This is a genomic window from Vibrio sp. sp1 (genome assembly GCF_016920955.1).
GTDB classification, from domain to species: Bacteria; Pseudomonadota; Gammaproteobacteria; order Enterobacterales; family Vibrionaceae; genus Vibrio; species Vibrio alginolyticus.
Genome location: NZ_CP060589.1, coordinates 1020818 through 1042586 on the forward strand (window position 1 = coordinate 1020818; position 21769 = coordinate 1042586).

General features: G+C 47.0%; 10 protein-coding genes, 4 tRNA genes and 6 rRNA genes. 2 read left to right on the forward strand and 18 right to left on the reverse strand.

The features are described from left to right. Positions 1–280 precede the first annotated feature (280 nt). The 17 genes from H9L11_RS04785 to dusA all read right to left on the reverse strand — a co-directional run bounded on the left by H9L11_RS04785 (position 281) and on the right by dusA (position 18664). Positions 281–357, reverse strand: a tRNA-Asp gene (locus H9L11_RS04785). Between the two features lie 77 nt (positions 358–434). Continuing rightward, positions 435–551 (reverse strand): 5S ribosomal RNA (gene rrf / locus H9L11_RS04790). Positions 552–644: 93 nt separating this feature from the next. After that, positions 645–3535, reverse strand: a 23S ribosomal RNA gene (locus H9L11_RS04795). 301 nt (positions 3536–3836) lie between these two features. Next, positions 3837–3912 (reverse strand) — tRNA-Ala (locus H9L11_RS04800). Positions 3913–3954: 42 nt separating this feature from the next. Next, positions 3955–4031: transfer RNA gene (locus H9L11_RS04805), tRNA-Ile, on the reverse strand. Between the two features lie 66 nt (positions 4032–4097). Further along, positions 4098–5649 (reverse strand): 16S ribosomal RNA (locus tag H9L11_RS04810). A 318-nt stretch (positions 5650–5967) separates the two neighbouring features. Beyond that, positions 5968–6084 (reverse strand): 5S ribosomal RNA (rrf, locus tag H9L11_RS04815). A 94-nt stretch (positions 6085–6178) separates the two neighbouring features. Continuing rightward, positions 6179–9068: ribosomal RNA gene (locus tag H9L11_RS04820) — 23S ribosomal RNA — on the reverse strand. 293 nt (positions 9069–9361) lie between these two features. Next, a tRNA-Glu gene (locus H9L11_RS04825) sits at positions 9362–9437 on the reverse strand. A gap of 90 nt (positions 9438–9527) precedes the next feature. Continuing rightward, positions 9528–11080, reverse strand: a 16S ribosomal RNA gene (locus H9L11_RS04830). Together the 16S, 23S and 5S rRNA genes with 4 tRNA genes alongside form the textbook arrangement of a ribosomal RNA operon. Before the next feature lie 580 nt (positions 11081–11660). Continuing rightward, a complete protein-coding gene (locus H9L11_RS04835) occupies positions 11661–12440 on the reverse strand; it encodes a phosphoadenylyl-sulfate reductase (protein ID WP_005382748.1) in 780 nt (259 codons plus the stop codon). Then, positions 12433–14169 carry an assimilatory sulfite reductase (NADPH) hemoprotein subunit gene (gene cysI / locus H9L11_RS04840; RefSeq protein ID WP_033907310.1) on the reverse strand — a complete coding sequence of 579 codons (1737 nt, stop codon included), beginning with the start codon at positions 14167–14169 and terminating at the stop codon, positions 12433–12435. The genes H9L11_RS04835 and cysI overlap by 8 nt, the downstream gene beginning before the upstream one ends. Further along, positions 14169–16040 (reverse strand): assimilatory sulfite reductase (NADPH) flavoprotein subunit, encoded by a 1872-nt coding sequence (locus H9L11_RS04845; RefSeq protein ID WP_033907309.1) that lies wholly within the window; start codon positions 16038–16040, stop codon positions 14169–14171. The genes cysI and H9L11_RS04845 overlap by 1 nt, the downstream gene beginning before the upstream one ends. A gap of 117 nt (positions 16041–16157) precedes the next feature. Next, positions 16158–16388: a hypothetical protein gene (locus H9L11_RS04850; protein WP_005381264.1), complete on the reverse strand. Its 231-nt coding sequence runs from the start codon at positions 16386–16388 to the stop codon at positions 16158–16160. A 157-nt stretch (positions 16389–16545) separates the two neighbouring features. Then, positions 16546–17205, reverse strand: a complete 660-nt coding sequence (locus H9L11_RS04855; RefSeq protein WP_205391019.1) for a TIGR04219 family outer membrane beta-barrel protein — start codon at positions 17203–17205, stop codon at positions 16546–16548. Between the two features lie 98 nt (positions 17206–17303). Next, entirely contained in the window at positions 17304–17519 is a 216-nt protein-coding gene (gene pspG, locus H9L11_RS04860) for an envelope stress response protein PspG (protein ID WP_005381266.1), read from the reverse strand. A gap of 164 nt (positions 17520–17683) precedes the next feature. Beyond that, positions 17684–18664 (reverse strand): tRNA dihydrouridine(20/20a) synthase DusA, encoded by a 981-nt coding sequence (dusA, locus tag H9L11_RS04865; RefSeq protein WP_017821727.1) that lies wholly within the window; start codon positions 18662–18664, stop codon positions 17684–17686. 321 nt (positions 18665–18985) lie between these two features. Here dusA and zur point away from each other — a divergent pair, with 321 nt between their 5' ends. Both zur and H9L11_RS04875 read left to right on the forward strand, forming a co-directional pair. Beyond that, positions 18986–19450, forward strand: coding sequence for a zinc uptake transcriptional repressor Zur (gene zur / locus H9L11_RS04870; protein WP_205391089.1), 465 nt, complete (start codon positions 18986–18988; stop codon positions 19448–19450). A gap of 9 nt (positions 19451–19459) precedes the next feature. Beyond that, positions 19460–19921 carry a chemotaxis protein CheX gene (locus H9L11_RS04875; RefSeq protein ID WP_005381269.1) on the forward strand — a complete coding sequence of 154 codons (462 nt, stop codon included), beginning with the start codon at positions 19460–19462 and terminating at the stop codon, positions 19919–19921. 99 nt (positions 19922–20020) lie between these two features. On the opposite strand, the gene pgi is transcribed toward H9L11_RS04875, so the two are convergent. Then, positions 20021–21673 carry a glucose-6-phosphate isomerase gene (gene pgi / locus H9L11_RS04880; RefSeq protein WP_005381270.1) on the reverse strand — a complete coding sequence of 551 codons (1653 nt, stop codon included), beginning with the start codon at positions 21671–21673 and terminating at the stop codon, positions 20021–20023. Positions 21674–21769: the final 96 nt, after the last annotated feature.

Genomic DNA, 21769 nt, shown 5'->3' on the forward strand with positions numbered 1-21769 from the left:
GAACAAGTGACACCTCAAACAATTAAACTCTGTCACATACCTAGATTTTCTAATATCGAACAAAAGGAGCTTTGGTGAATGAAGAGGCTCAAAACTAGCGCTCGAGACTGCAGAAACCACACAAAACTGCGTTCCACTTCACTCATAACAGGGCTTAGAAAGCATCGCCAGAGGGAAGCCGGCCTCTCGATGCAAGGTTTCAATATGAAAGTGGGTTTAAGGTAAGTCGGGGAACCAAAACGAAAAAAGCCTCAGTCTTTCGACTGAGGCTTAATATAAGTGGCGGAGTGGACGGGACTCGAACCCGCGACCCCCGGCGTGACAGGCCGGTATTCTAACCAACTGAACTACCACTCCGCAGTGGTATCACTCGCTTTAATAAGCAAGTGTCCGCTTTTGTCTTCACTTTTCAAAAAAGTGAAAATAAAACTAAAGCCTGGCGATGTCCTACTCTCACATAGGGAAGCCCCACACTACCATCGGCGCTATTTCGTTTCACTTCTGAGTTCGGCATGGAAATCAGGTGGGTCCAAAACGCTATGGTCGCCAAGCAAATTCTTTAATCTGGAAAGCTGTTTTTTAATTCTCGTTCTTACACATTCAATGTTCTTTCATTGAGTCCATCAAAACCCCTTGGGTGTTGTATGGTTAAGCCTCACGGGCAATTAGTACAGGTTAGCTCAACGCCTCACAACGCTTACACACCCTGCCTATCAACGTCGTAGTCTACGACAACCCTTTAGGATACTTAAAGTATCAGGGAGAACTCATCTCAAGGCTCGCTTCCCGCTTAGATGCTTTCAGCGGTTATCGATCCCGAACTTAGCTACCGGGCAATGCGTCTGGCGACACAACCCGAACACCAGAGGTTCGTCCACTCCGGTCCTCTCGTACTAGGAGCAGCCCCTTTCAATTCTCCAACGCCCACGGCAGATAGGGACCGAACTGTCTCACGACGTTCTAAACCCAGCTCGCGTACCACTTTAAATGGCGAACAGCCATACCCTTGGGACCGACTTCAGCCCCAGGATGTGATGAGCCGACATCGAGGTGCCAAACACCGCCGTCGATATGAACTCTTGGGCGGTATCAGCCTGTTATCCCCGGAGTACCTTTTATCCGTTGAGCGATGGCCCTTCCATTCAGAACCACCGGATCACTATGACCTGCTTTCGCACCTGCTCGAATTGTCATTCTCGCAGTCAAGCGGGCTTATGCCATTGCACTAACCTCACGATGTCCAACCGTGATTAGCCCACCTTCGTGCTCCTCCGTTACGCTTTGGGAGGAGACCGCCCCAGTCAAACTACCCACCAGGCACTGTCCGCAACCCCGATAAGGGGTCGACGTTAGAACATCAACACTACAAGGGTGGTATTTCAAGGACGGCTCCACGCAATCTAGCGACTGCGCTTCAAAGCCTCCCACCTATCCTACACATGTAGGGTCAATGTTCAGTGCCAAGCTGTAGTAAAGGTTCACGGGGTCTTTCCGTCTAGCCGCGGGTACACTGCATCTTCACAGCGATTTCAATTTCACTGAGTCTCGGGTGGAGACAGCGTGGCCATCATTACGCCATTCGTGCAGGTCGGAACTTACCCGACAAGGAATTTCGCTACCTTAGGACCGTTATAGTTACGGCCGCCGTTTACCGGGGCTTCGATCAAGAGCTTCGACCGAAGTCTAACCCCATCAATTAACCTTCCGGCACCGGGCAGGCGTCACACCGTATACGTCATCTTGCGATTTTGCACAGTGCTGTGTTTTTAATAAACAGTTGCAGCCACCTGGTATCTGCGACTCTCAATAGCTCCATCCGCGAGGGACTTCACCGTCGAGAGCGTACCTTCTCCCGAAGTTACGGTACCATTTTGCCTAGTTCCTTCACCCGAGTTCTCTCAAGCGCCTTGGTATTCTCTACCCGACCACCTGTGTCGGTTTGGGGTACGATTCCTTACAATCTGAAGCTTAGAGGCTTTTCCTGGAAGCATGGCATCAATGACTTCACACCCGTAGGTGCTCGACGTCGTGTCTCAGCCTTAAAAAGAGCCGGATTTACCTAACTCTTCAGCCTACGCACTTGAACCTGGACAACCGTCGCCAGGCCCACCTAGCCTTCTCCGTCCCCCCATCGCAATTGTAAGAAGTACGGGAATATTAACCCGTTTCCCATCGACTACGCCTTTCGGCCTCGCCTTAGGGGTCGACTTACCCTGCCCCGATTAACGTTGGACAGGAACCCTTGGTCTTCCGGCGAGGAGGTTTTTCACCCCCTTTATCGTTACTCATGTCAGCATTCGCACTTCTGATACGTCCAGCATGCGTTACCACACACCTTCAACCGCTTACAGAACGCTCCCCTACCCAATGCACTAAAAGTGCATTGCCGCAGCTTCGGTTTACTACTTAGCCCCGTTACATCTTCCGCGCAGGCCGACTCGACCAGTGAGCTATTACGCTTTCTTTAAATGATGGCTGCTTCTAAGCCAACATCCTGGCTGTCTGAGCCTTCCCACATCGTTTCCCACTTAGTAGTAATTTGGGACCTTAGCTGGCGGTCTGGGTTGTTTCCCTCTCCACGACGGACGTTAGCACCCGCCGTGTGTCTCCCGGATAGTACTTACTGGTATTCGGAGTTTGCAAAGGGTTGGTAAGTCGGGATGACCCCCTAGCCTTAACAGTGCTCTACCCCCAGTAGTATTCGTCCGAGGCGCTACCTAAATAGCTTTCGGGGAGAACCAGCTATCTCCAGGTTTGATTGGCCTTTCACCCCTAGCCACAAGTCATCCGCTAATTTTTCAACATTAGTCGGTTCGGTCCTCCAGTTGATGTTACTCAACCTTCAACCTGCCCATGGCTAGATCACCTGGTTTCGGGTCTATATCCAGAGACTGAACGCCCAGTTAAGACTCGGTTTCCCTACGGCTCCCCTAGATGGTTAACCTTGCCACTGAATATAAGTCGCTGACCCATTATACAAAAGGTACGCAGTCACAGGACAAGCCTGCTCCTACTGCTTGTACGTACACGGTTTCAGGTTCTATTTCACTCCCCTCACAGGGGTTCTTTTCGCCTTTCCCTCACGGTACTGGTTCACTATCGGTCAGTCAGTAGTATTTAGCCTTGGAGGATGGTCCCCCCATATTCAGACAGGATATCACGTGTCCCGCCCTACTCGATTTCACTGAACACACGTCGTCAACTACGGGACTATCACCCTGTATCGTCGGCCTTTCCAGGCTGTTCGTCTAACGCGTGTAAAGCTTAAGGGCTAGTCCAATTTCGCTCGCCGCTACTTTCGGAATCTCGGTTGATTTCTTTTCCTCGGGGTACTTAGATGTTTCAGTTCCCCCGGTTCGCCCTGTTGAGCTATGTATTCACTCAACAGTAATACCTTATGGTATTGGGTTTCCCCATTCGGAAATCCCAGACTCAAATGGTTTTTACTACCTAATCTGGGCTTATCGCAAGTTAATACGTCCTTCATCGCCTCTGACTGCCAAGGCATCCACCGTGTACGCTTAGTCACTTAACCATACAACCCGAAGGAGTTTCGAGTTGATAATCAAATCACCAAAGTTGTCTCTCATTATTTGAATGAGCGAGAGACATATCGATTTTGCCGGACTCATCTCTTTACCTTCATTTTTAGAAAAAATGAAAACAAAAAGCCAAGAACACTTGAATGTGTTTTTTGGTGTTTGTCTTAAAGACAAACATTGAGAACTTTACAAACAACAATAAATTGTTGTTTTGTCAGCTTTCCAAATTGTTAAAGAGCTAGATTTTCTGATGAAAACCATTTTTAAATATTCTTTTTTAAGAACACTTAAAGATGGTGGAGCTATGCGGGATCGAACCGCAGACCTCCTGCGTGCAAGGCAGGCGCTCTCCCAGCTGAGCTATAGCCCCATCAAGGTGTCGATACTGTCGCCAATTCCTTGGGAAAGAAATTGGTGGGTCTGAGTGGACTCGAACCACCGACCTCTCGCTTATCAGGCGAACGCTCTAACCACCTGAGCTACAGACCCAGTATCGTCTCTTTACTTTATAAACCGTATCAATCTGTGTGAACACTCATCGCAATAATCATCGTATAAGGAGGTGATCCAGCGCCAGGTTCCCCTAGCGCTACCTTGTTACGACTTCACCCCAGTCATGAACCACAAAGTGGTAAGCGTCCCCCCGAAGGTTAAACTACCTACTTCTTTTGCAGCCCACTCCCATGGTGTGACGGGCGGTGTGTACAAGGCCCGGGAACGTATTCACCGTGGCATTCTGATCCACGATTACTAGCGATTCCGACTTCATGGAGTCGAGTTGCAGACTCCAATCCGGACTACGACGCACTTTTTGGGATTCGCTCACTTTCGCAAGTTGGCCGCCCTCTGTATGCGCCATTGTAGCACGTGTGTAGCCCTACTCGTAAGGGCCATGATGACTTGACGTCGTCCCCACCTTCCTCCGGTTTATCACCGGCAGTCTCCCTGGAGTTCCCGACATTACTCGCTGGCAAACAAGGATAAGGGTTGCGCTCGTTGCGGGACTTAACCCAACATTTCACAACACGAGCTGACGACAGCCATGCAGCACCTGTCTCAGAGTTCCCGAAGGCACCAATCCATCTCTGGAAAGTTCTCTGGATGTCAAGAGTAGGTAAGGTTCTTCGCGTTGCATCGAATTAAACCACATGCTCCACCGCTTGTGCGGGCCCCCGTCAATTCATTTGAGTTTTAATCTTGCGACCGTACTCCCCAGGCGGTCTACTTAACGCGTTAGCTCCGAAAGCCACGGCTCAAGGCCACAACCTCCAAGTAGACATCGTTTACGGCGTGGACTACCAGGGTATCTAATCCTGTTTGCTCCCCACGCTTTCGCATCTGAGTGTCAGTATCTGTCCAGGGGCCGCCTTCGCCACCGGTATTCCTTCAGATCTCTACGCATTTCACCGCTACACCTGAAATTCTACCCCCCTCTACAGTACTCTAGTCTGCCAGTTTCAAATGCTATTCCGAGGTTGAGCCCCGGGCTTTCACATCTGACTTAACAAACCACCTGCATGCGCTTTACGCCCAGTAATTCCGATTAACGCTCGCACCCTCCGTATTACCGCGGCTGCTGGCACGGAGTTAGCCGGTGCTTCTTCTGTCGCTAACGTCAAATGATAGTGCTATTAACACTACCACCTTCCTCACGACTGAAAGTGCTTTACAACCCGAAGGCCTTCTTCACACACGCGGCATGGCTGCATCAGGCTTGCGCCCATTGTGCAATATTCCCCACTGCTGCCTCCCGTAGGAGTCTGGACCGTGTCTCAGTTCCAGTGTGGCTGATCATCCTCTCAGACCAGCTAGGGATCGTTGCCTTGGTGAGCCATTACCTCACCAACTAGCTAATCCCACCTAGGCATATCCTGACGCGAGAGGCCCGAAGGTCCCCCTCTTTGGCCCGTAGGCATCATGCGGTATTAGCCATCGTTTCCAATGGTTATCCCCCACATCAGGGCAATTTCCTAGGCATTACTCACCCGTCCGCCGCTCGACGCCGTTATCGTTCCCCGAAGGTTCAGATAACTCGTTTCCGCTCGACTTGCATGTGTTAGGCCTGCCGCCAGCGTTCAATCTGAGCCATGATCAAACTCTTCAATTTAAGATTTTGTTCGGCTCAATGAATACTGAACATTACATAAAGTAATGTTTGAATTGACTGTGCTGAATCCGAAGATTCAATGGTCACTTCGTTTCATTGAAACCTAATTTGATACCGAGGTATCGAATTGGATTATCATCAACGAGTGCCCACACAGATTGATAGGTCTATATTGTTAAAGAGCTTGGCTTTCAGTGCCTTAGCACTTAAGCGAGGTGCGTATAATACGCTTTCCACTTTGAAAGTCAACATAAAATTCTAAACTTTTGTTTAAAACCTTATGTTGACTCGTCTATATTCAGACAAGTCGGAAATAAAGCCTGGCGATGTCCTACTCTCACATGGGGAAACCCCACACTACCATCGGCGCTATTTCGTTTCACTTCTGAGTTCGGCATGGAAATCAGGTGGGTCCAAAACGCTATGGTCGCCAAGCAAATTCTTTAATTCGGAAAGCTGTTTTTTTAATTCTCGTTCTTACACATTCAATGTTCTTTCATTGAGTCCATCAAAACCCCTTGGGTGTTGTATGGTTAAGCCTCACGGGCAATTAGTACAGGTTAGCTCAACGCCTCACAACGCTTACACACCCTGCCTATCAACGTCGTAGTCTACGACAACCCTTTAGGATACTTAAAGTATCAGGGAGAACTCATCTCAAGGCTCGCTTCCCGCTTAGATGCTTTCAGCGGTTATCGATCCCGAACTTAGCTACCGGGCAATGCGTCTGGCGACACAACCCGAACACCAGAGGTTCGTCCACTCCGGTCCTCTCGTACTAGGAGCAGCCCCTTTCAATTCTCCAACGCCCACGGCAGATAGGGACCGAACTGTCTCACGACGTTCTAAACCCAGCTCGCGTACCACTTTAAATGGCGAACAGCCATACCCTTGGGACCGACTTCAGCCCCAGGATGTGATGAGCCGACATCGAGGTGCCAAACACCGCCGTCGATATGAACTCTTGGGCGGTATCAGCCTGTTATCCCCGGAGTACCTTTTATCCGTTGAGCGATGGCCCTTCCATTCAGAACCACCGGATCACTATGACCTGCTTTCGCACCTGCTCGAATTGTCATTCTCGCAGTCAAGCGGGCTTATGCCATTGCACTAACCTCACGATGTCCAACCGTGATTAGCCCACCTTCGTGCTCCTCCGTTACGCTTTGGGAGGAGACCGCCCCAGTCAAACTACCCACCAGGCACTGTCCGCAACCCCGATAAGGGGTCGACGTTAGAACATCAACACTACAAGGGTGGTATTTCAAGGACGGCTCCACGCAATCTAGCGACTGCGTTTCAAAGCCTCCCACCTATCCTACACATGTAGGGTCAATGTTCAGTGCCAAGCTGTAGTAAAGGTTCACGGGGTCTTTCCGTCTAGCCGCGGGTACACTGCATCTTCACAGCGATTTCAATTTCACTGAGTCTCGGGTGGAGACAGCGTGGCCATCATTACGCCATTCGTGCAGGTCGGAACTTACCCGACAAGGAATTTCGCTACCTTAGGACCGTTATAGTTACGGCCGCCGTTTACCGGGGCTTCGATCAAGAGCTTCGACCGAAGTCTAACCCCATCAATTAACCTTCCGGCACCGGGCAGGCGTCACACCGTATACGTCATCTTGCGATTTTGCACAGTGCTGTGTTTTTAATAAACAGTTGCAGCCACCTGGTATCTGCGACTCTCAATAGCTCCATCCGCGAGGGACTTCACCGTCGAGAGCGTACCTTCTCCCGAAGTTACGGTACCATTTTGCCTAGTTCCTTCACCCGAGTTCTCTCAAGCGCCTTGGTATTCTCTACCCGACCACCTGTGTCGGTTTGGGGTACGATTCCTTACAATCTGAAGCTTAGAGGCTTTTCCTGGAAGCATGGCATCAATGACTTCACTACCGTAGTAGCTCGACGTCGTGTCTCAGCCTTAGAAAGAGCCGGATTTACCTAACTCTTCAGCCTACGCACTTGAACCTGGACAACCGTCGCCAGGCCCACCTAGCCTTCTCCGTCCCCCCATCGCAATTGTAAGAAGTACGGGAATATTAACCCGTTTCCCATCGACTACGCCTTTCGGCCTCGCCTTAGGGGTCGACTTACCCTGCCCCGATTAACGTTGGACAGGAACCCTTGGTCTTCCGGCGAGGAGGTTTTTCACCCCCTTTATCGTTACTCATGTCAGCATTCGCACTTCTGATACGTCCAGCATGCGTTACCACACACCTTCAACCGCTTACAGAACGCTCCCCTACCCAATATACAAAAGTATATTGCCGCAGCTTCGGTTTACTACTTAGCCCCGTTACATCTTCCGCGCAGGCCGACTCGACCAGTGAGCTATTACGCTTTCTTTAAATGATGGCTGCTTCTAAGCCAACATCCTGGCTGTCTGAGCCTTCCCACATCGTTTCCCACTTAGTAGTAATTTGGGACCTTAGCTGGCGGTCTGGGTTGTTTCCCTCTCCACGACGGACGTTAGCACCCGCCGTGTGTCTCCCGGATAGTACTTACTGGTATTCGGAGTTTGCAAAGGGTTGGTAAGTCGGGATGACCCCCTAGCCTTAACAGTGCTCTACCCCCAGTAGTATTCGTCCGAGGCGCTACCTAAATAGCTTTCGGGGAGAACCAGCTATCTCCAGGTTTGATTGGCCTTTCACCCCTAGCCACAAGTCATCCGCTAATTTTTCAACATTAGTCGGTTCGGTCCTCCAGTTGATGTTACTCAACCTTCAACCTGCCCATGGCTAGATCACCTGGTTTCGGGTCTATATCCAGAGACTGAACGCCCAGTTAAGACTCGGTTTCCCTACGGCTCCCCTAGATGGTTAACCTTGCCACTGAATATAAGTCGCTGACCCATTATACAAAAGGTACGCAGTCACAGGACAAGCCTGCTCCTACTGCTTGTACGTACACGGTTTCAGGTTCTATTTCACTCCCCTCACAGGGGTTCTTTTCGCCTTTCCCTCACGGTACTGGTTCACTATCGGTCAGTCAGTAGTATTTAGCCTTGGAGGATGGTCCCCCCATATTCAGACAGGATATCACGTGTCCCGCCCTACTCGATTTCACTGAACACACGTCGTCAACTACGGGACTATCACCCTGTATCGTCGGCCTTTCCAGGCTGTTCGTCTAACGCGTGTAAAGCTTAAGGGCTAGTCCAATTTCGCTCGCCGCTACTTTCGGAATCTCGGTTGATTTCTTTTCCTCGGGGTACTTAGATGTTTCAGTTCCCCCGGTTCGCCCTGTTGAGCTATGTATTCACTCAACAGTAATACCTTATGGTATTGGGTTTCCCCATTCGGAAATCCCAGACTCAAATGGTTTTTACTACCTAATCTGGGCTTATCGCAAGTTAATACGTCCTTCATCGCCTCTGACTGCCAAGGCATCCACCGTGTACGCTTAGTCACTTAACCATACAACCCGAAGGAGTTTCGAGTTGATGTTCAAATCACCAAAGTTGTCTCTCATTATTTGAATGAGCGAGAGACATTCGATTTTGCCGGACTCAATTTCGAATAATCACTGTAAAAGTGATATTCCCAAGAACACTTGAATGTGTTTTTTGGTGTTTGTCATAAAGACAAACATTGAGAACTTTACAAATAAACTTAAAAGTTTGTTTTGTCAGCTTTCCAAATTGTTAAAGAGCTAATCACTTCTAATGAAGTAACCATTTTTAAAAGCACTCATTGAATGCGCTTAAAGATGGTATCCCGTAGGGGAGTCGAACCCCTGTTACCGCCGTGAAAGGGCGGTGTCCTAGGCCTCTAGACGAACGGGACACTAAGTGAACATCTTGGGGGATGTTCTATCTCTTAAACTTCATAAACCGTATCAATCTGTGTGGACACTCATCGTGAGTAATCATCGTATAAGGAGGTGATCCAGCGCCAGGTTCCCCTAGCGCTACCTTGTTACGACTTCACCCCAGTCATGAACCACAAAGTGGTAAGCGTCCCCCCGAAGGTTAAACTACCTACTTCTTTTGCAGCCCACTCCCATGGTGTGACGGGCGGTGTGTACAAGGCCCGGGAACGTATTCACCGTGGCATTCTGATCCACGATTACTAGCGATTCCGACTTCATGGAGTCGAGTTGCAGACTCCAATCCGGACTACGACGCACTTTTTGGGATTCGCTCACTTTCGCAAGTTGGCCGCCCTCTGTATGCGCCATTGTAGCACGTGTGTAGCCCTACTCGTAAGGGCCATGATGACTTGACGTCGTCCCCACCTTCCTCCGGTTTATCACCGGCAGTCTCCCTGGAGTTCCCGACATTACTCGCTGGCAAACAAGGATAAGGGTTGCGCTCGTTGCGGGACTTAACCCAACATTTCACAACACGAGCTGACGACAGCCATGCAGCACCTGTCTCAGAGTTCCCGAAGGCACCAATCCATCTCTGGAAAGTTCTCTGGATGTCAAGAGTAGGTAAGGTTCTTCGCGTTGCATCGAATTAAACCACATGCTCCACCGCTTGTGCGGGCCCCCGTCAATTCATTTGAGTTTTAATCTTGCGACCGTACTCCCCAGGCGGTCTACTTAACGCGTTAGCTCCGAAAGCCACGGCTCAAGGCCACAACCTCCAAGTAGACATCGTTTACGGCGTGGACTACCAGGGTATCTAATCCTGTTTGCTCCCCACGCTTTCGCATCTGAGTGTCAGTATCTGTCCAGGGGGCCGCCTTCGCCACCGGTATTCCTTCAGATCTCTACGCATTTCACCGCTACACCTGAAATTCTACCCCCCTCTACAGTACTCTAGTCTGCCAGTTTCAAATGCTATTCCGAGGTTGAGCCCCGGGCTTTCACATCTGACTTAACAAACCACCTGCATGCGCTTTACGCCCAGTAATTCCGATTAACGCTCGCACCCTCCGTATTACCGCGGCTGCTGGCACGGAGTTAGCCGGTGCTTCTTCTGTCGCTAACGTCAAATGATAGTGCTATTAACACTACCACCTTCCTCACGACTGAAAGTGCTTTACAACCCGAAGGCCTTCTTCACACACGCGGCATGGCTGCATCAGGCTTGCGCCCATTGTGCAATATTCCCCACTGCTGCCTCCCGTAGGAGTCTGGACCGTGTCTCAGTTCCAGTGTGGCTGATCATCCTCTCAGACCAGCTAGGGATCGTTGCCTTGGTGAGCCATTACCTCACCAACTAGCTAATCCCACCTAGGCATATCCTGACGCGAGAGGCCCGAAGGTCCCCCTCTTTGGCCCGTAGGCATCATGCGGTATTAGCCATCGTTTCCAATGGTTATCCCCCACATCAGGGCAATTTCCTAGGCATTACTCACCCGTCCGCCGCTCGACGCCGTTATCGTTCCCCGAAGGTTCAGATAACTCGTTTCCGCTCGACTTGCATGTGTTAGGCCTGCCGCCAGCGTTCAATCTGAGCCATGATCAAACTCTTCAATTTAAGATTTTGTCGGCTCAATGAATACTGAACATTACATAAGTAATGTTTGAATTGACTGTGCTGAATCTTTCGATTCAATGGTCACTTCGTTTCATTGAAACCTAATTTGATACTGAAGTATCGAATTGGATTATCATCAACGAGTGCCCACACAGATTGATAGGTCTATATTGTTAAAGAGCAACTCTTCTTTGTGATTGACATCACTTCGGAAGAGGCGGCCATTCTAGCGAGATAATTTATCGTGTCAAACACTTTCTTCAAATTATTTCGTTTTTCTTTTCAGCCTTATCAACTTCGCTTAAACCCTTCTGAGCCCTTGCCCTGTCGACGAGGAGGCATTATAGAGATCGCGCTCACATTGGCAAGTGTTATTTTTCAAAAATTGCAAAAATAATGGTTAAACGATGAGTTTTCGATCAAACCTTTATTTATTCAACTTTACCCCAAACTCTCACACAACTTATCCACAGAGTTGTGCTTTGAGACGTATTTTTCAAGTACCATAAATAAAGAAAGCTGCTTTATTGCAGCTATCTTTATTAAACTTAACCTAAACTCTATTTAAAGAGTATTATGGCTATATGCCAGACCCATCTTGTTCAGAGCCATCATCTTCGTGTAGGCCACATTCTCGCTTTAAGCCAAAGAATCGAGTTTCTTCCTCTGACATTCCCGGCTCCCATTTACGAGTGGTATGTGTATCACCAACTGAAAGGTAACCTTCATCCCACAATGGGTGGTATTTAAGGCCGTGTTGTTCTAAGTAGTAATGAACGTCTTTATTAGTCCAATCAATTACTGGTAGAAATTTAAACACACCGTTCTGAATGGATAGAATCGGTAAACCTGCACGAGATTTACTTTGCTCTCGACGCAATCCAGAGAACCACGTTCCAACATTAAGCTCTTTTAACGCTCGACGCATCGGCTCAACTTTATTGAGCTTGTTGTATTTTTCAATTCCCTCTACGCCCTGCTCCCATAATTTTCCATATCGAGCTTCTTGCCAATTCGCACTTTCTTTGGCTCGATAAACTTTTAAATTTAGGTTGAGAGCATCTGTCAGCTCATCGATAAATCGGTACGTCTCAGCAAACAGGTAACCAGTATCGGTTAGAATGACGGGGATGTCCGCTTTGGCGCGAGTAACTAAATGAAGCATAACCGCGGCTTGAATACCAAAACTAGAAGAAACCGCGAACTCGCCTTCTAGATTATCTAAAGCCCACGCTACTCTCTCTTGTGCTGAAAGCTTTTCGAGCTCGACATTAATTTGAGCAAGACGGAGGATTTGCTCCGTCTTTGTTAATGTCAGTAACTCTGTGAGCTCCAGCTTGGATGCTACAGAATCAAGCATGAAAGTCCCTCTTTGATACGAGCACTTCTTGGATAATGCCAGCACGAATAGTGAAATCGCCAAAGGCTTCGCCTTCTTCACGCTCTTTCGACCATCGAGCCACCAGCAGATCAATCTCTTCTAAGATTTGCTTATCCGTGATGTTCTCTTTATACATTTTAGGTACTCGAGTACCAGCACGGTTACCACCTAGGTGCAAGTTGTAACGACCCGGCGCTTTGCCAACTAGACCAATTTCAGCCAACATTGCGCGACCACAACCATTTGGACACCCAGTTACACGCAAAATGATGTTGTCATTTTCTGGTAGGTTGTGCTTCTCCAGAATCCCCTCCACATCAGTAACAAACTGAGGAAGGAAACGTTCAGCTTCTGCCATCGCTAGCGGACAAGTTGGAAAAGCAACACACGCCATTGAGTTCTTACGCTGTTCACTTACGCCGTCGTCCATTAAGCCATGTTCACGAGCGATCTTTTCAATTTTCGCTTTTTCGTTTTTAGGTACACCCGCAACAATTAGGTTTTGGTTCGCTGTCATGCGGAAATCGCCTTTGTGGATTTTGGCAATTTCAGCAACACCCGTCTTAAGTGGTTTACCTGGAAAGTCTAATAAGCGACCGTTTTCGATGAAAAGCGCTAAATGATATTTACCATCAATTCCTTCTACCCAGCCAATACGGTCACCACGTTCTGTGAATTCATATGGACGGCTTTGCTCAAACTTAACACCAGCACGTTTCTCGACTTCCGCTTTAAAGACATCGCTACCTACACGATCCAATGTGTATTTGGTTTTTGCGTTCTTACGGTTTGAACGGTTACCCCAGTCGCGCTGAGTTGTTACTACAGCTTCGGCAACATCAAGTGTCTTGTCCAGCGGAATAAAGCCAAAGTCGTCAGCGCGGCGCGGATAAGTTGATGTATCGCCATGCGTCATCGCTAAGCCGCCGCCGACCAGGACGTTAAAACCAACCAGCTTGCCGTTATCTGCAATCGCTACGAAGTTGAGATCGTTAGCGTGTACATCTACGTCATTTTGCGGTGGGATAACCACTGTGGTTTTAAACTTACGTGGTAAGTAGTTCTTGCCTAGAATCGGTTCGTCTTCTTCCGTGCTTTCTACTTTTTCACCGTCTAGCCAAATCTCTGCATAAGCGCGTGTTTTCGGAAGCAGGTGTTCACTGATTCTCTTCGCCCATTCGTAAGCTTCTTGGTGTAACTCTGACTCCACTGGATTAGTGGTACACAACACGTTACGGTTTACATCACCCGCGGTTGCAATCGAATCAATACCAATACTGTTGAGCGTTTGATGCATCAACTTAATATTCGGTTTTAATACCCCATGAAACTGGAACGTTTGGCGAGTCGTCAGACGAATACTTCCATATAAAGAGTGCTCCGTTGCGAACTTGTCGATCGCTAACCATTGCGTTGGCGTGATGATGCCTCCAGGCATACGAGCACGAAGCATCACATTATGTAATGGTTCCAGTTTTTGCTTTGTGCGTTCATTACGGATATCACGATCGTCTTGTTGATACATACCGTGGAAACGAATTAACTGGAAGTTGTCGGCAGTAAAGCCACCAGTAATACGGTCCTGTAAATCTTGCTCAATGGTGCCACGTAATAAGTTGCTTTCTCGCTTCAGGCGCTCGTTATCAGATAGCGGCCCTAACTCTTCACCTAATACAACCTGCTTATTATTGTCCGTAGAAAAAGTCATTAGTACACATCCCTCTGATAACGTTTCGCTTTACGTAGGTCATTAATAAATTGTTCTGCATCGTCACGCGGCATCTTGCCTTCTTGTTCAGCAACGATAACCAATGCGTCGTGCACATCTTTTGCCATACGCGTTGCATCACCGCAGACATAGATATAAGCGCCTTCTTGGATCCACTGCCACACTTGAGCTGCGTTTTCTAAGATGCGATGTTGTACGTAAACCTTTTCTACTTGGTCACGACTAAAGGCAACATCCAATCGGCTTAGTACTCCTGACTTGAGATACTTTTGCCATTCCACTTGGTACAAGAAGTCTTGAGTGAACGTGCGATCACCAAAGAACAACCAGTTTTTGCCTTCAGCATCGCGGTTTTCACGCTCCTGAATAAAGCTACGGAATGGTGCGATCCCTGTGCCAGGACCAACCATGATAATTGGAGTGCTATCATCTTCCGGCAGTTTGAAGTTGTTGTTATGCTCAACAAATACTTTAACTTCACCCCCCTCTTCGAGACGCTGTGCTAAGAAACTAGACGCACCACCATATCGTTTTTCGTCGTTTTGTTCGTACTCAACCAAAGCAACCGTTAGGTGTACTTCTTCATCGACCTCTTCTTGGCTTGATGCAATAGAGTAAAGGCGTGGAGTAAGGCGACGAAGCAAACCAATCAATTCATCTGCGGTTAACTTGGTTTTCTTTTCTGCCAGTACATCAACGATTTGAGTATTTGCAGAGTACTCGCGAAGCTTATCTTTATCTTCAACTAACTTTTGTAGCTTCTTGCTACCGGATAACTCGGCAAACTTTGTGATGAGCTGCGGGTTAGATGTTGTGATTTCATATTTACTCACAAGAGCACTGTGGATTGACAAGCTTTCACCATCAACGTCAACAGTCTCAACCCCAGACAAACCGACCTTACCAAGAATGGCATTTGCAAGTTCCGAGCTATTTTCAAACCACACACCTAGTGCATCACCAGGCTGATACGTTAAGCCCGAGCCTTCTAAGTCGATTTCTATATGACGAACGTCTTTTCCAGAGTCACGGCCCGTGATTTTTTGACTGGTCAGTAACGTCGCAGTGTACGGATTTTGTTTATTGTAAGGAGAGTGAGCAGTCGCAGCTTGACCCACAGGAAGTTGAACCACATCCGCTTCAGAGCCAGAAGACAGTGTATCTTTTACCTTGTCTAACGCATTCTTACGCCATTCAGTTGCAGGGGCTTCATAATCCACATCGCAATCAAGACGCTCGATAAATGGAGTCGCGCCTAGCTTTGATAGGTAAGTGTCGAAGTCTTTACCGGTCTGACAGAAGAACTCGTAGCTAGAATCTCCCAATGCAATAACACCATATTGCAGGTTTGGCAGCTTTGGAGCCTTCTTCGATTGCAAAAACTCATGTAGCTCAATGGCATTGTCTGGCGCTTCGCCTTCGCCGTTAGTCGATGCCACAATAATGACATGCGTTTCTTTGGCTAAGTTTTTACCTTTGTAATCGCTTGCATCAAAAAGTTCGACTGCAATTCCTTCTGCTTTTGCTTCCTGTTCCAGAGCTTCAGCAACACCTTTAGCATTGCCCGTTTGGGAAGCAAAAATAATACTCAACTTACCTGCTGGCTTCGCTGATACGGCTGCAGTTGCTTGTGCAATTGGCGTTACCGCTGTGTTTGGTTGATTTTGAGCTAATCCCCAAAAATACCCACTGACCCAAGCAAGTTGCTGTGGAGACAACTCAGAGACAGTTTGTTGGAGTGAGCTAATTTGTTGGTCATTCAGAGGGCTTGCGATTGGAGGATTTCCTCCTTGCCCATTATTATCTTCAGACACATTCTTGTGAGAATACTCATTCTTTTGAAAAGACATTATCACGACATCCCTATTCATTGCGTGACGATAGAGTACCCACTCTCCTTAATAACAAGAAAGAATAGAAGTGAATGTTTTATAACTTTTTGGAAGTAAGAACGGCTTACTTTTTGCTCATCGATCTTCAATGCGGACTTGTTGAAAGCCTACTGCCATTGCCGATTTTGACGCAGTATCCAAATCTTCATAAAGACATTCTTCGCCGTGACTGTCCGTTAGAAAAACAAAACCACCGCGCGCATGTCTGAACTCTACAACCCAACCACCCTCTTGGATTGCAGGCTCAATAATCGCTTCGATAAGCTGATTTTCACGGAATAGATGTCTTAGTTCATTTATTGTCATCGCTATCCCTGCTTTAACTTTCACATTGCTCCTGGGTAAGCATGGTCTAAGTCAGCCAAATAGGGAGAAATTTCGATTAGATATAATGAAGTGATATAAAAAAACGCCGCTTATAAAGCGACGTTTTAAGTAAATCGAGTATCTAACATGGCTGAATTTAGAACGCGTATTCCGCACTCACAAAGAAGCCGTTAGCAAAAATAAACTCTTTCCCTAGATCCGACATGAATTTATCGGACTCTAAATCAATCACACGGTAACCTCCACGAAAAGCCAGTCGAGCTTTTTCGAGCGGTACATTGTATTGTACACCTGCCATGAAATCGGTGCTTTTGATACCTTTGTTGTCACCAAAGTTTATCTCACCAATCACATCAAAGTTTGTATCCGGAACTTGAATTTCTGCGTAACCATACCAAGCCCAAATCAGCTCATCAAATTCTTCTACACGCCTGCTTGAGCCAGCATCAATGTATTTAGTGTCACTTAAATTACTTAACGTGAGACCCGCATCAAAGTGCAATAAATCATGCTCTAGAACGTGGTAATACAAGGTTAAATCGAGCTTATCGAACCCCATGTAATCCGCATCAACACTTGAGTAACGAAGGCGCGGATTAGGGACGTATTTAACATCATGTTCAATCGCCGCGTAAAAAGTGCCCGCGGTACTGCTATCTCGTCTCACTTCATTAACTTTAGTGTCGGCAGCCCATACCTCTGCGCCGACTTTTGTCGATACAGAGTACTCTGCAAAAACAGGAAAAGATACTGCCAACGATAATGCCGTTAAAGCGATGTTCGCTTTATTTGTCATGTAGTATTTACTCCGAGATAGCTGATATTCACGTAGAGGACGTGGGAGGAAATATACCATATTCTCACGCCTCTCCATCAACTAAATGATGTTACTCATTATTTATAGCGGGGCTGAGCGACGTAATTCTTGAAGAACCAAATACCCAATGCAATCACGATTAACCATGGTAATAGTTTGAGTACCGCTCCAACCATTCCCAGTAAAAACATCACAACTAACGCAATACCAGTTGCTGCGAATACGGTCATCATTGTGATACCCGTAACCAACAAGGTCGCCGCAAAGACTAAAATAAAGATTAGCTCCAACATAATCACTTCTCCATTTGTTTTCAATAAACAGAGCAGTTTCCATACCAACTTATAGAGAAGAATTTAAGATTATGATTTTTAATAAAAAAACAAAACCAGAGGCATTTCTGCACTCTGGCTTTATCATTCTTTAGTTGGTAATTTTAGCCATTCACTGGCGAATTTTACACATTCAATTCTTTTGGAATCTTAGCTAGCGCGTCTTGCAATACTTCTAGACCAGAACCTGGTTTGTGCGCATTTTCACTGATATGACGACGCCATTGACGAGCACCGGGCATGCTTTGGAACAAACCTAACATGTGACGGGTAATGTGACCAAGGTACGCACCTTTCGCTAATTGCGCTTCAATGTATGGGTACATCTCTTCAACAATTTCGCTGCGTTTCTTCACTGGAGCGTTAGAGCCAAACAACTCTTGGTCTACCGATGCCAGTAGATATGGGCTTTGGTATGCTTCACGACCAATCATCACACCGTCAAGATGCTGAAGATGTGCTTTTGCTTCTTCTAATGACTTCACGCCACCGTTAATCGCAATCGTTAGGTGTGAGAAGTCTTGCTTCAATTGGTAAGCGCGTGGGTAATCCAATGGTGGGATCTCACGGTTTTCTTTTGGGCTTAAACCACTTAACCAAGCTTTACGAGCATGGATAGTGAACTGCTCACAGCCACCCTTTTCTGAAACAATAGAAACGAAATCCGTTAAGAACTCGTAAGAATCTTGATCATCAATACCAATGCGAGTCTTGACTGTTACAGGGATATCGACCACGTCTTTCATTGCTGCGACACAATCCGCAACTAACTGCGGTTCAGCCATTAGGCAAGCACCAAATCGACCGTTTTGTACGCGGTCAGATGGACACCCCACATTTAGGTTAATCTCATCGTAGCCACGCTCTTGCGCTAGCTTGGCACACGTAGCCAAATCTGCTGGGTTTGAACCACCAAGTTGAAGGGCTAACGGATGCTCTTCTTCGTTATAAGCCAGGAAATCTCCTTTTCCATGAATGATCGCACCTGTCGTCACCATTTCAGTGTACAACAGGGTTTCTTTGGTCATTAAGCGATGGAAGTAGCGACAATGACGATCAGTCCAATCTAACATTGGTGCTACGGAGAGCCTGCAAGAATGAGTCATGATATAAACACCCGTTTTTATGTTGCCAAGGTCGAGCGCAGCAGTACGCTCAAAAAATAAGTCGGGTATTGTATACCCAAGCACCTCTGGGTGCTAGTTTCAGCGAGAATGATTTGGTTGGCTGACTAGCCAAGTGCTTAGGAATACGCAGAAGTAATACGAATCTGTCATTCGTTGATTCATTCTGTGATGATTATTCCGCCTTCACACCACCACCGACTTGCTTTAATTCATGATTTTCGTTCTGATAGTGGGTAAAATGAAGCATTTCTAAACGAACTTCGTATAGAAATGATTTATCATAGAGCACGTCCGATAGTTATGGTGAAAGGTTTGAACCCAACAATCATTGAACAAATTGAAAGTATCTGCGCAGAGCGTGGAGTACGACTGACTCCGCAACGCCGACGCGTATTTGAACTCATTTGTTCTAATCGCCGCGCCTCAAGTGCGTATGAGCTATTGGAGCAACTAAAAGAGAGTGAGCCTCAGGCTAAGCCGCCCACTGTTTATCGAGCATTAGATTTTCTCCTAGAGCAAGGCTTCATCCACCGAGTGGAATCGACAAATAGCTTTATTACTTGTTGTTCTTTCAATACTCAGCAGCACTTTTTCCAATTACTAATTTGCGATAAATGTGGTGATGTCGTTGAACTCGAAGATGAGACGCTGATATCCTTGTTAGCCGAAAACGCCGAGAAGCGTGGATTCAAACTGACCAACCAAGTTATTGAAACTCATGGTGAATGCCAGGCCTGTTCCTCCGAGACGAAAGAAAAAGTATAGAAGAACGTTATGCGCGCTGAATTTGTAAATCCGTTTTTAGCTTCTTTAATGAACGTGCTAAAAACTATGGCTTCTCTTGAGCTGAAGCCACAAAAACCGCGAATCAAAAAAGATGAGATCGCACGAGGTGACGTTTCTGGTCTGATTGGTATGGTAGGCCCACAAACTCGTGGTTCAATGTCGATCACCTTTGATGAAGCACTCGCCCTAGAAATCATGCAGAACATGCTTGGTGAACGTCCAAATGGGCTCAATGAAGAAGTGACCGATATGGTGGGTGAGATCACCAACATGGTTACTGGTGGTGCGAAACGCATTCTGGCGGAAAGTGGTTTTGACTTTGATATGGCAACACCGGTTGTGGTTTCGGGCCGAGGTCATACGATTCGCCACAAGTGTGAAGGCTCAATTATTATCATGCCTTTCTCTTCCCAATGGGGAAATGCCTTTATCGAAATTTGCTTCGAATAAAAGAGAAAAAATAGGTTGGCACTGGCCAACCTATTTTGTTTTTGCCTCAGGCAATAAAAAGGTCAGCATTTGCTGACCTTTTCTTTATCTATTCAAACATTAAGCTTTGAACGCTTTAAATGCGTTGATTAGACCGTTTGTTGAGCTGTCATGCGAGCTGATTTGAGACTCGTCTGCAAGCTCAGGTAGGATTTGGTTAGCCAGTTGTTTACCTAGCTCCACGCCCCACTGGTCAAAGCTGAAGATATTCCAGATAACACCTTGTACGAAAATTTTGTGTTCGTACATTGCGATCAAGTTACCTAGCGTACGAGGCGTGATTTGCTTCACTAGAATAGAGTTTGTTGGACGGTTACCTTCAAACACTTTGAATGGCGCAATCGCTGCCACTTCTTCAGCATTCTTACCTACTTTCACCAACTCTTCTTTCACGGTTTCTTCATTTTTACCAAACGCTAGAGCTTCAGTTTGCGCGAAGAAGTTAGACATCAGTTTTTGGTGATGATCGCTAGCTGGGTTGTGGCTAATTGCAGGTGCAATGAAGTCACATGGGATAAGCTTAGTACCTTGGTGAATTAGCTGGTAGAACGCGTGCTGACCGTTGGTACCTGGTTCACCCCAAATGATTGGGCCAGTTTGGTAAGTTACAGCATTGCCGTCACGGTCAACGTATTTACCGTTTGATTCCATGTTGCCTTGCTGGAAATATGCTGCAAAACGGTGCATGTATTGATCGTAAGGTAGGATAGCTTCTGACTCCGCACCGTGGAAGTTGTTGTACCAAATACCAATCAAAGCAAGAATCACTGGAATATTGCTTTCTAGATCTGTTGATACGAAGTGCTTGTCCATCTCGTGAGCACCATCAAGCAACTCAACAAAGTTGTCGAAACCTACTGCTAGTGCAATTGATAGACCGATCGCAGACCATAGTGAGTAACGGCCACCAACCCAGTCCCAGAATTCAAACATGTTCGCTGTATCGATACCAAATTCAGACACGGCTGTCGCGTTTGTTGAAAGCGCAGCAAAGTGTTTAGCCACATGAGCCTGATCACCCGCAGATTCTAGGAACCAATCACGAGCAGTGTGCGCGTTAGTCATGGTTTCTTGCGTTGTAAACGTCTTAGACGCGATCAAGAATAACGTCGTTTCTGGGTTAACTTTCTTCAACGTTTCAACGATGTGTGTACCATCAACGTTAGATACGAAGTGAAGGTTTAGATGATTTTTGTATGGCGCTAGAGCTTCCGTCACCATGTAAGGGCCAAGGTCAGAACCGCCGATACCGATGTTCACAATATCAGTAATTGCTTTGCCTGTGTAACCTTTCCATTCACCGCCGATAACGCGCTCAGTGAATGATTTCATTTTTTCTAGAACCGCGTTCACTGCTGGCATTACGTCTTCGCCGTCTACCATAACTGGAGTATTAGCGCGGTTACGTAGTGCAGTGTGAAGAACAGCGCGACCTTCTGTTTGGTTGATCGCTTCACCACTGAACATCGCTTCAATTGCAGATTTCAGCTCGGTCTCTTTCGCAAGAGCAAACAGGTGCTTCAGAGTTTCCTCATTGATGAGGTTCTTTGAGTAATCGACTAGGATGTCTGAGCCGAAACGTGCAGAGTATTTGTCGAAACGCGCTGCGTCTTGAGCAAACAGCTCTTTAAGATCCATATCTTGTGCAGATTCGAAATGCGCCGTTAGCGCTTTCCAAGCTTGTGTTTGCGTTGGATTGATATTTTTCAACATGGTCTTTATCCCGATGTTACAGTAGGTTCCATTCCTTACAGTCTAGCGAAAACTGTGGAATCCCCGATTTAGCAAATAGAATATAAATTAGATGTT

Coding starts and splice junctions, on each gene's coding strand:
- H9L11_RS04835 (WP_005382748.1), bottom strand. CDS start 12,440: ATGCTTGATTCTGTAGCATCCAAGCTGGAGCTCACAGAGTTACTGACA.
- cysI (WP_033907310.1), bottom strand. CDS start 14,169: ATGACTTTTTCTACGGACAATAATAAGCAGGTTGTATTAGGTGAAGAG.
- H9L11_RS04845 (WP_033907309.1), bottom strand. CDS start 16,040: ATGTCTTTTCAAAAGAATGAGTATTCTCACAAGAATGTGTCTGAAGAT.
- H9L11_RS04850 (WP_005381264.1), bottom strand. CDS start 16,388: ATGACAATAAATGAACTAAGACATCTATTCCGTGAAAATCAGCTTATC.
- H9L11_RS04855 (WP_205391019.1), bottom strand. CDS start 17,205: ATGACAAATAAAGCGAACATCGCTTTAACGGCATTATCGTTGGCAGTA.
- pspG (WP_005381266.1), bottom strand. CDS start 17,519: ATGTTGGAGCTAATCTTTATTTTAGTCTTTGCGGCGACCTTGTTGGTT.
- dusA (WP_017821727.1), bottom strand. CDS start 18,664: ATGACTCATTCTTGCAGGCTCTCCGTAGCACCAATGTTAGATTGGACT.
- zur (WP_205391089.1), top strand. CDS start 18,986: ATGGTGAAAGGTTTGAACCCAACAATCATTGAACAAATTGAAAGTATC.
- H9L11_RS04875 (WP_005381269.1), top strand. CDS start 19,460: ATGCGCGCTGAATTTGTAAATCCGTTTTTAGCTTCTTTAATGAACGTG.
- pgi (WP_005381270.1), bottom strand. CDS start 21,673: ATGTTGAAAAATATCAATCCAACGCAAACACAAGCTTGGAAAGCGCTA.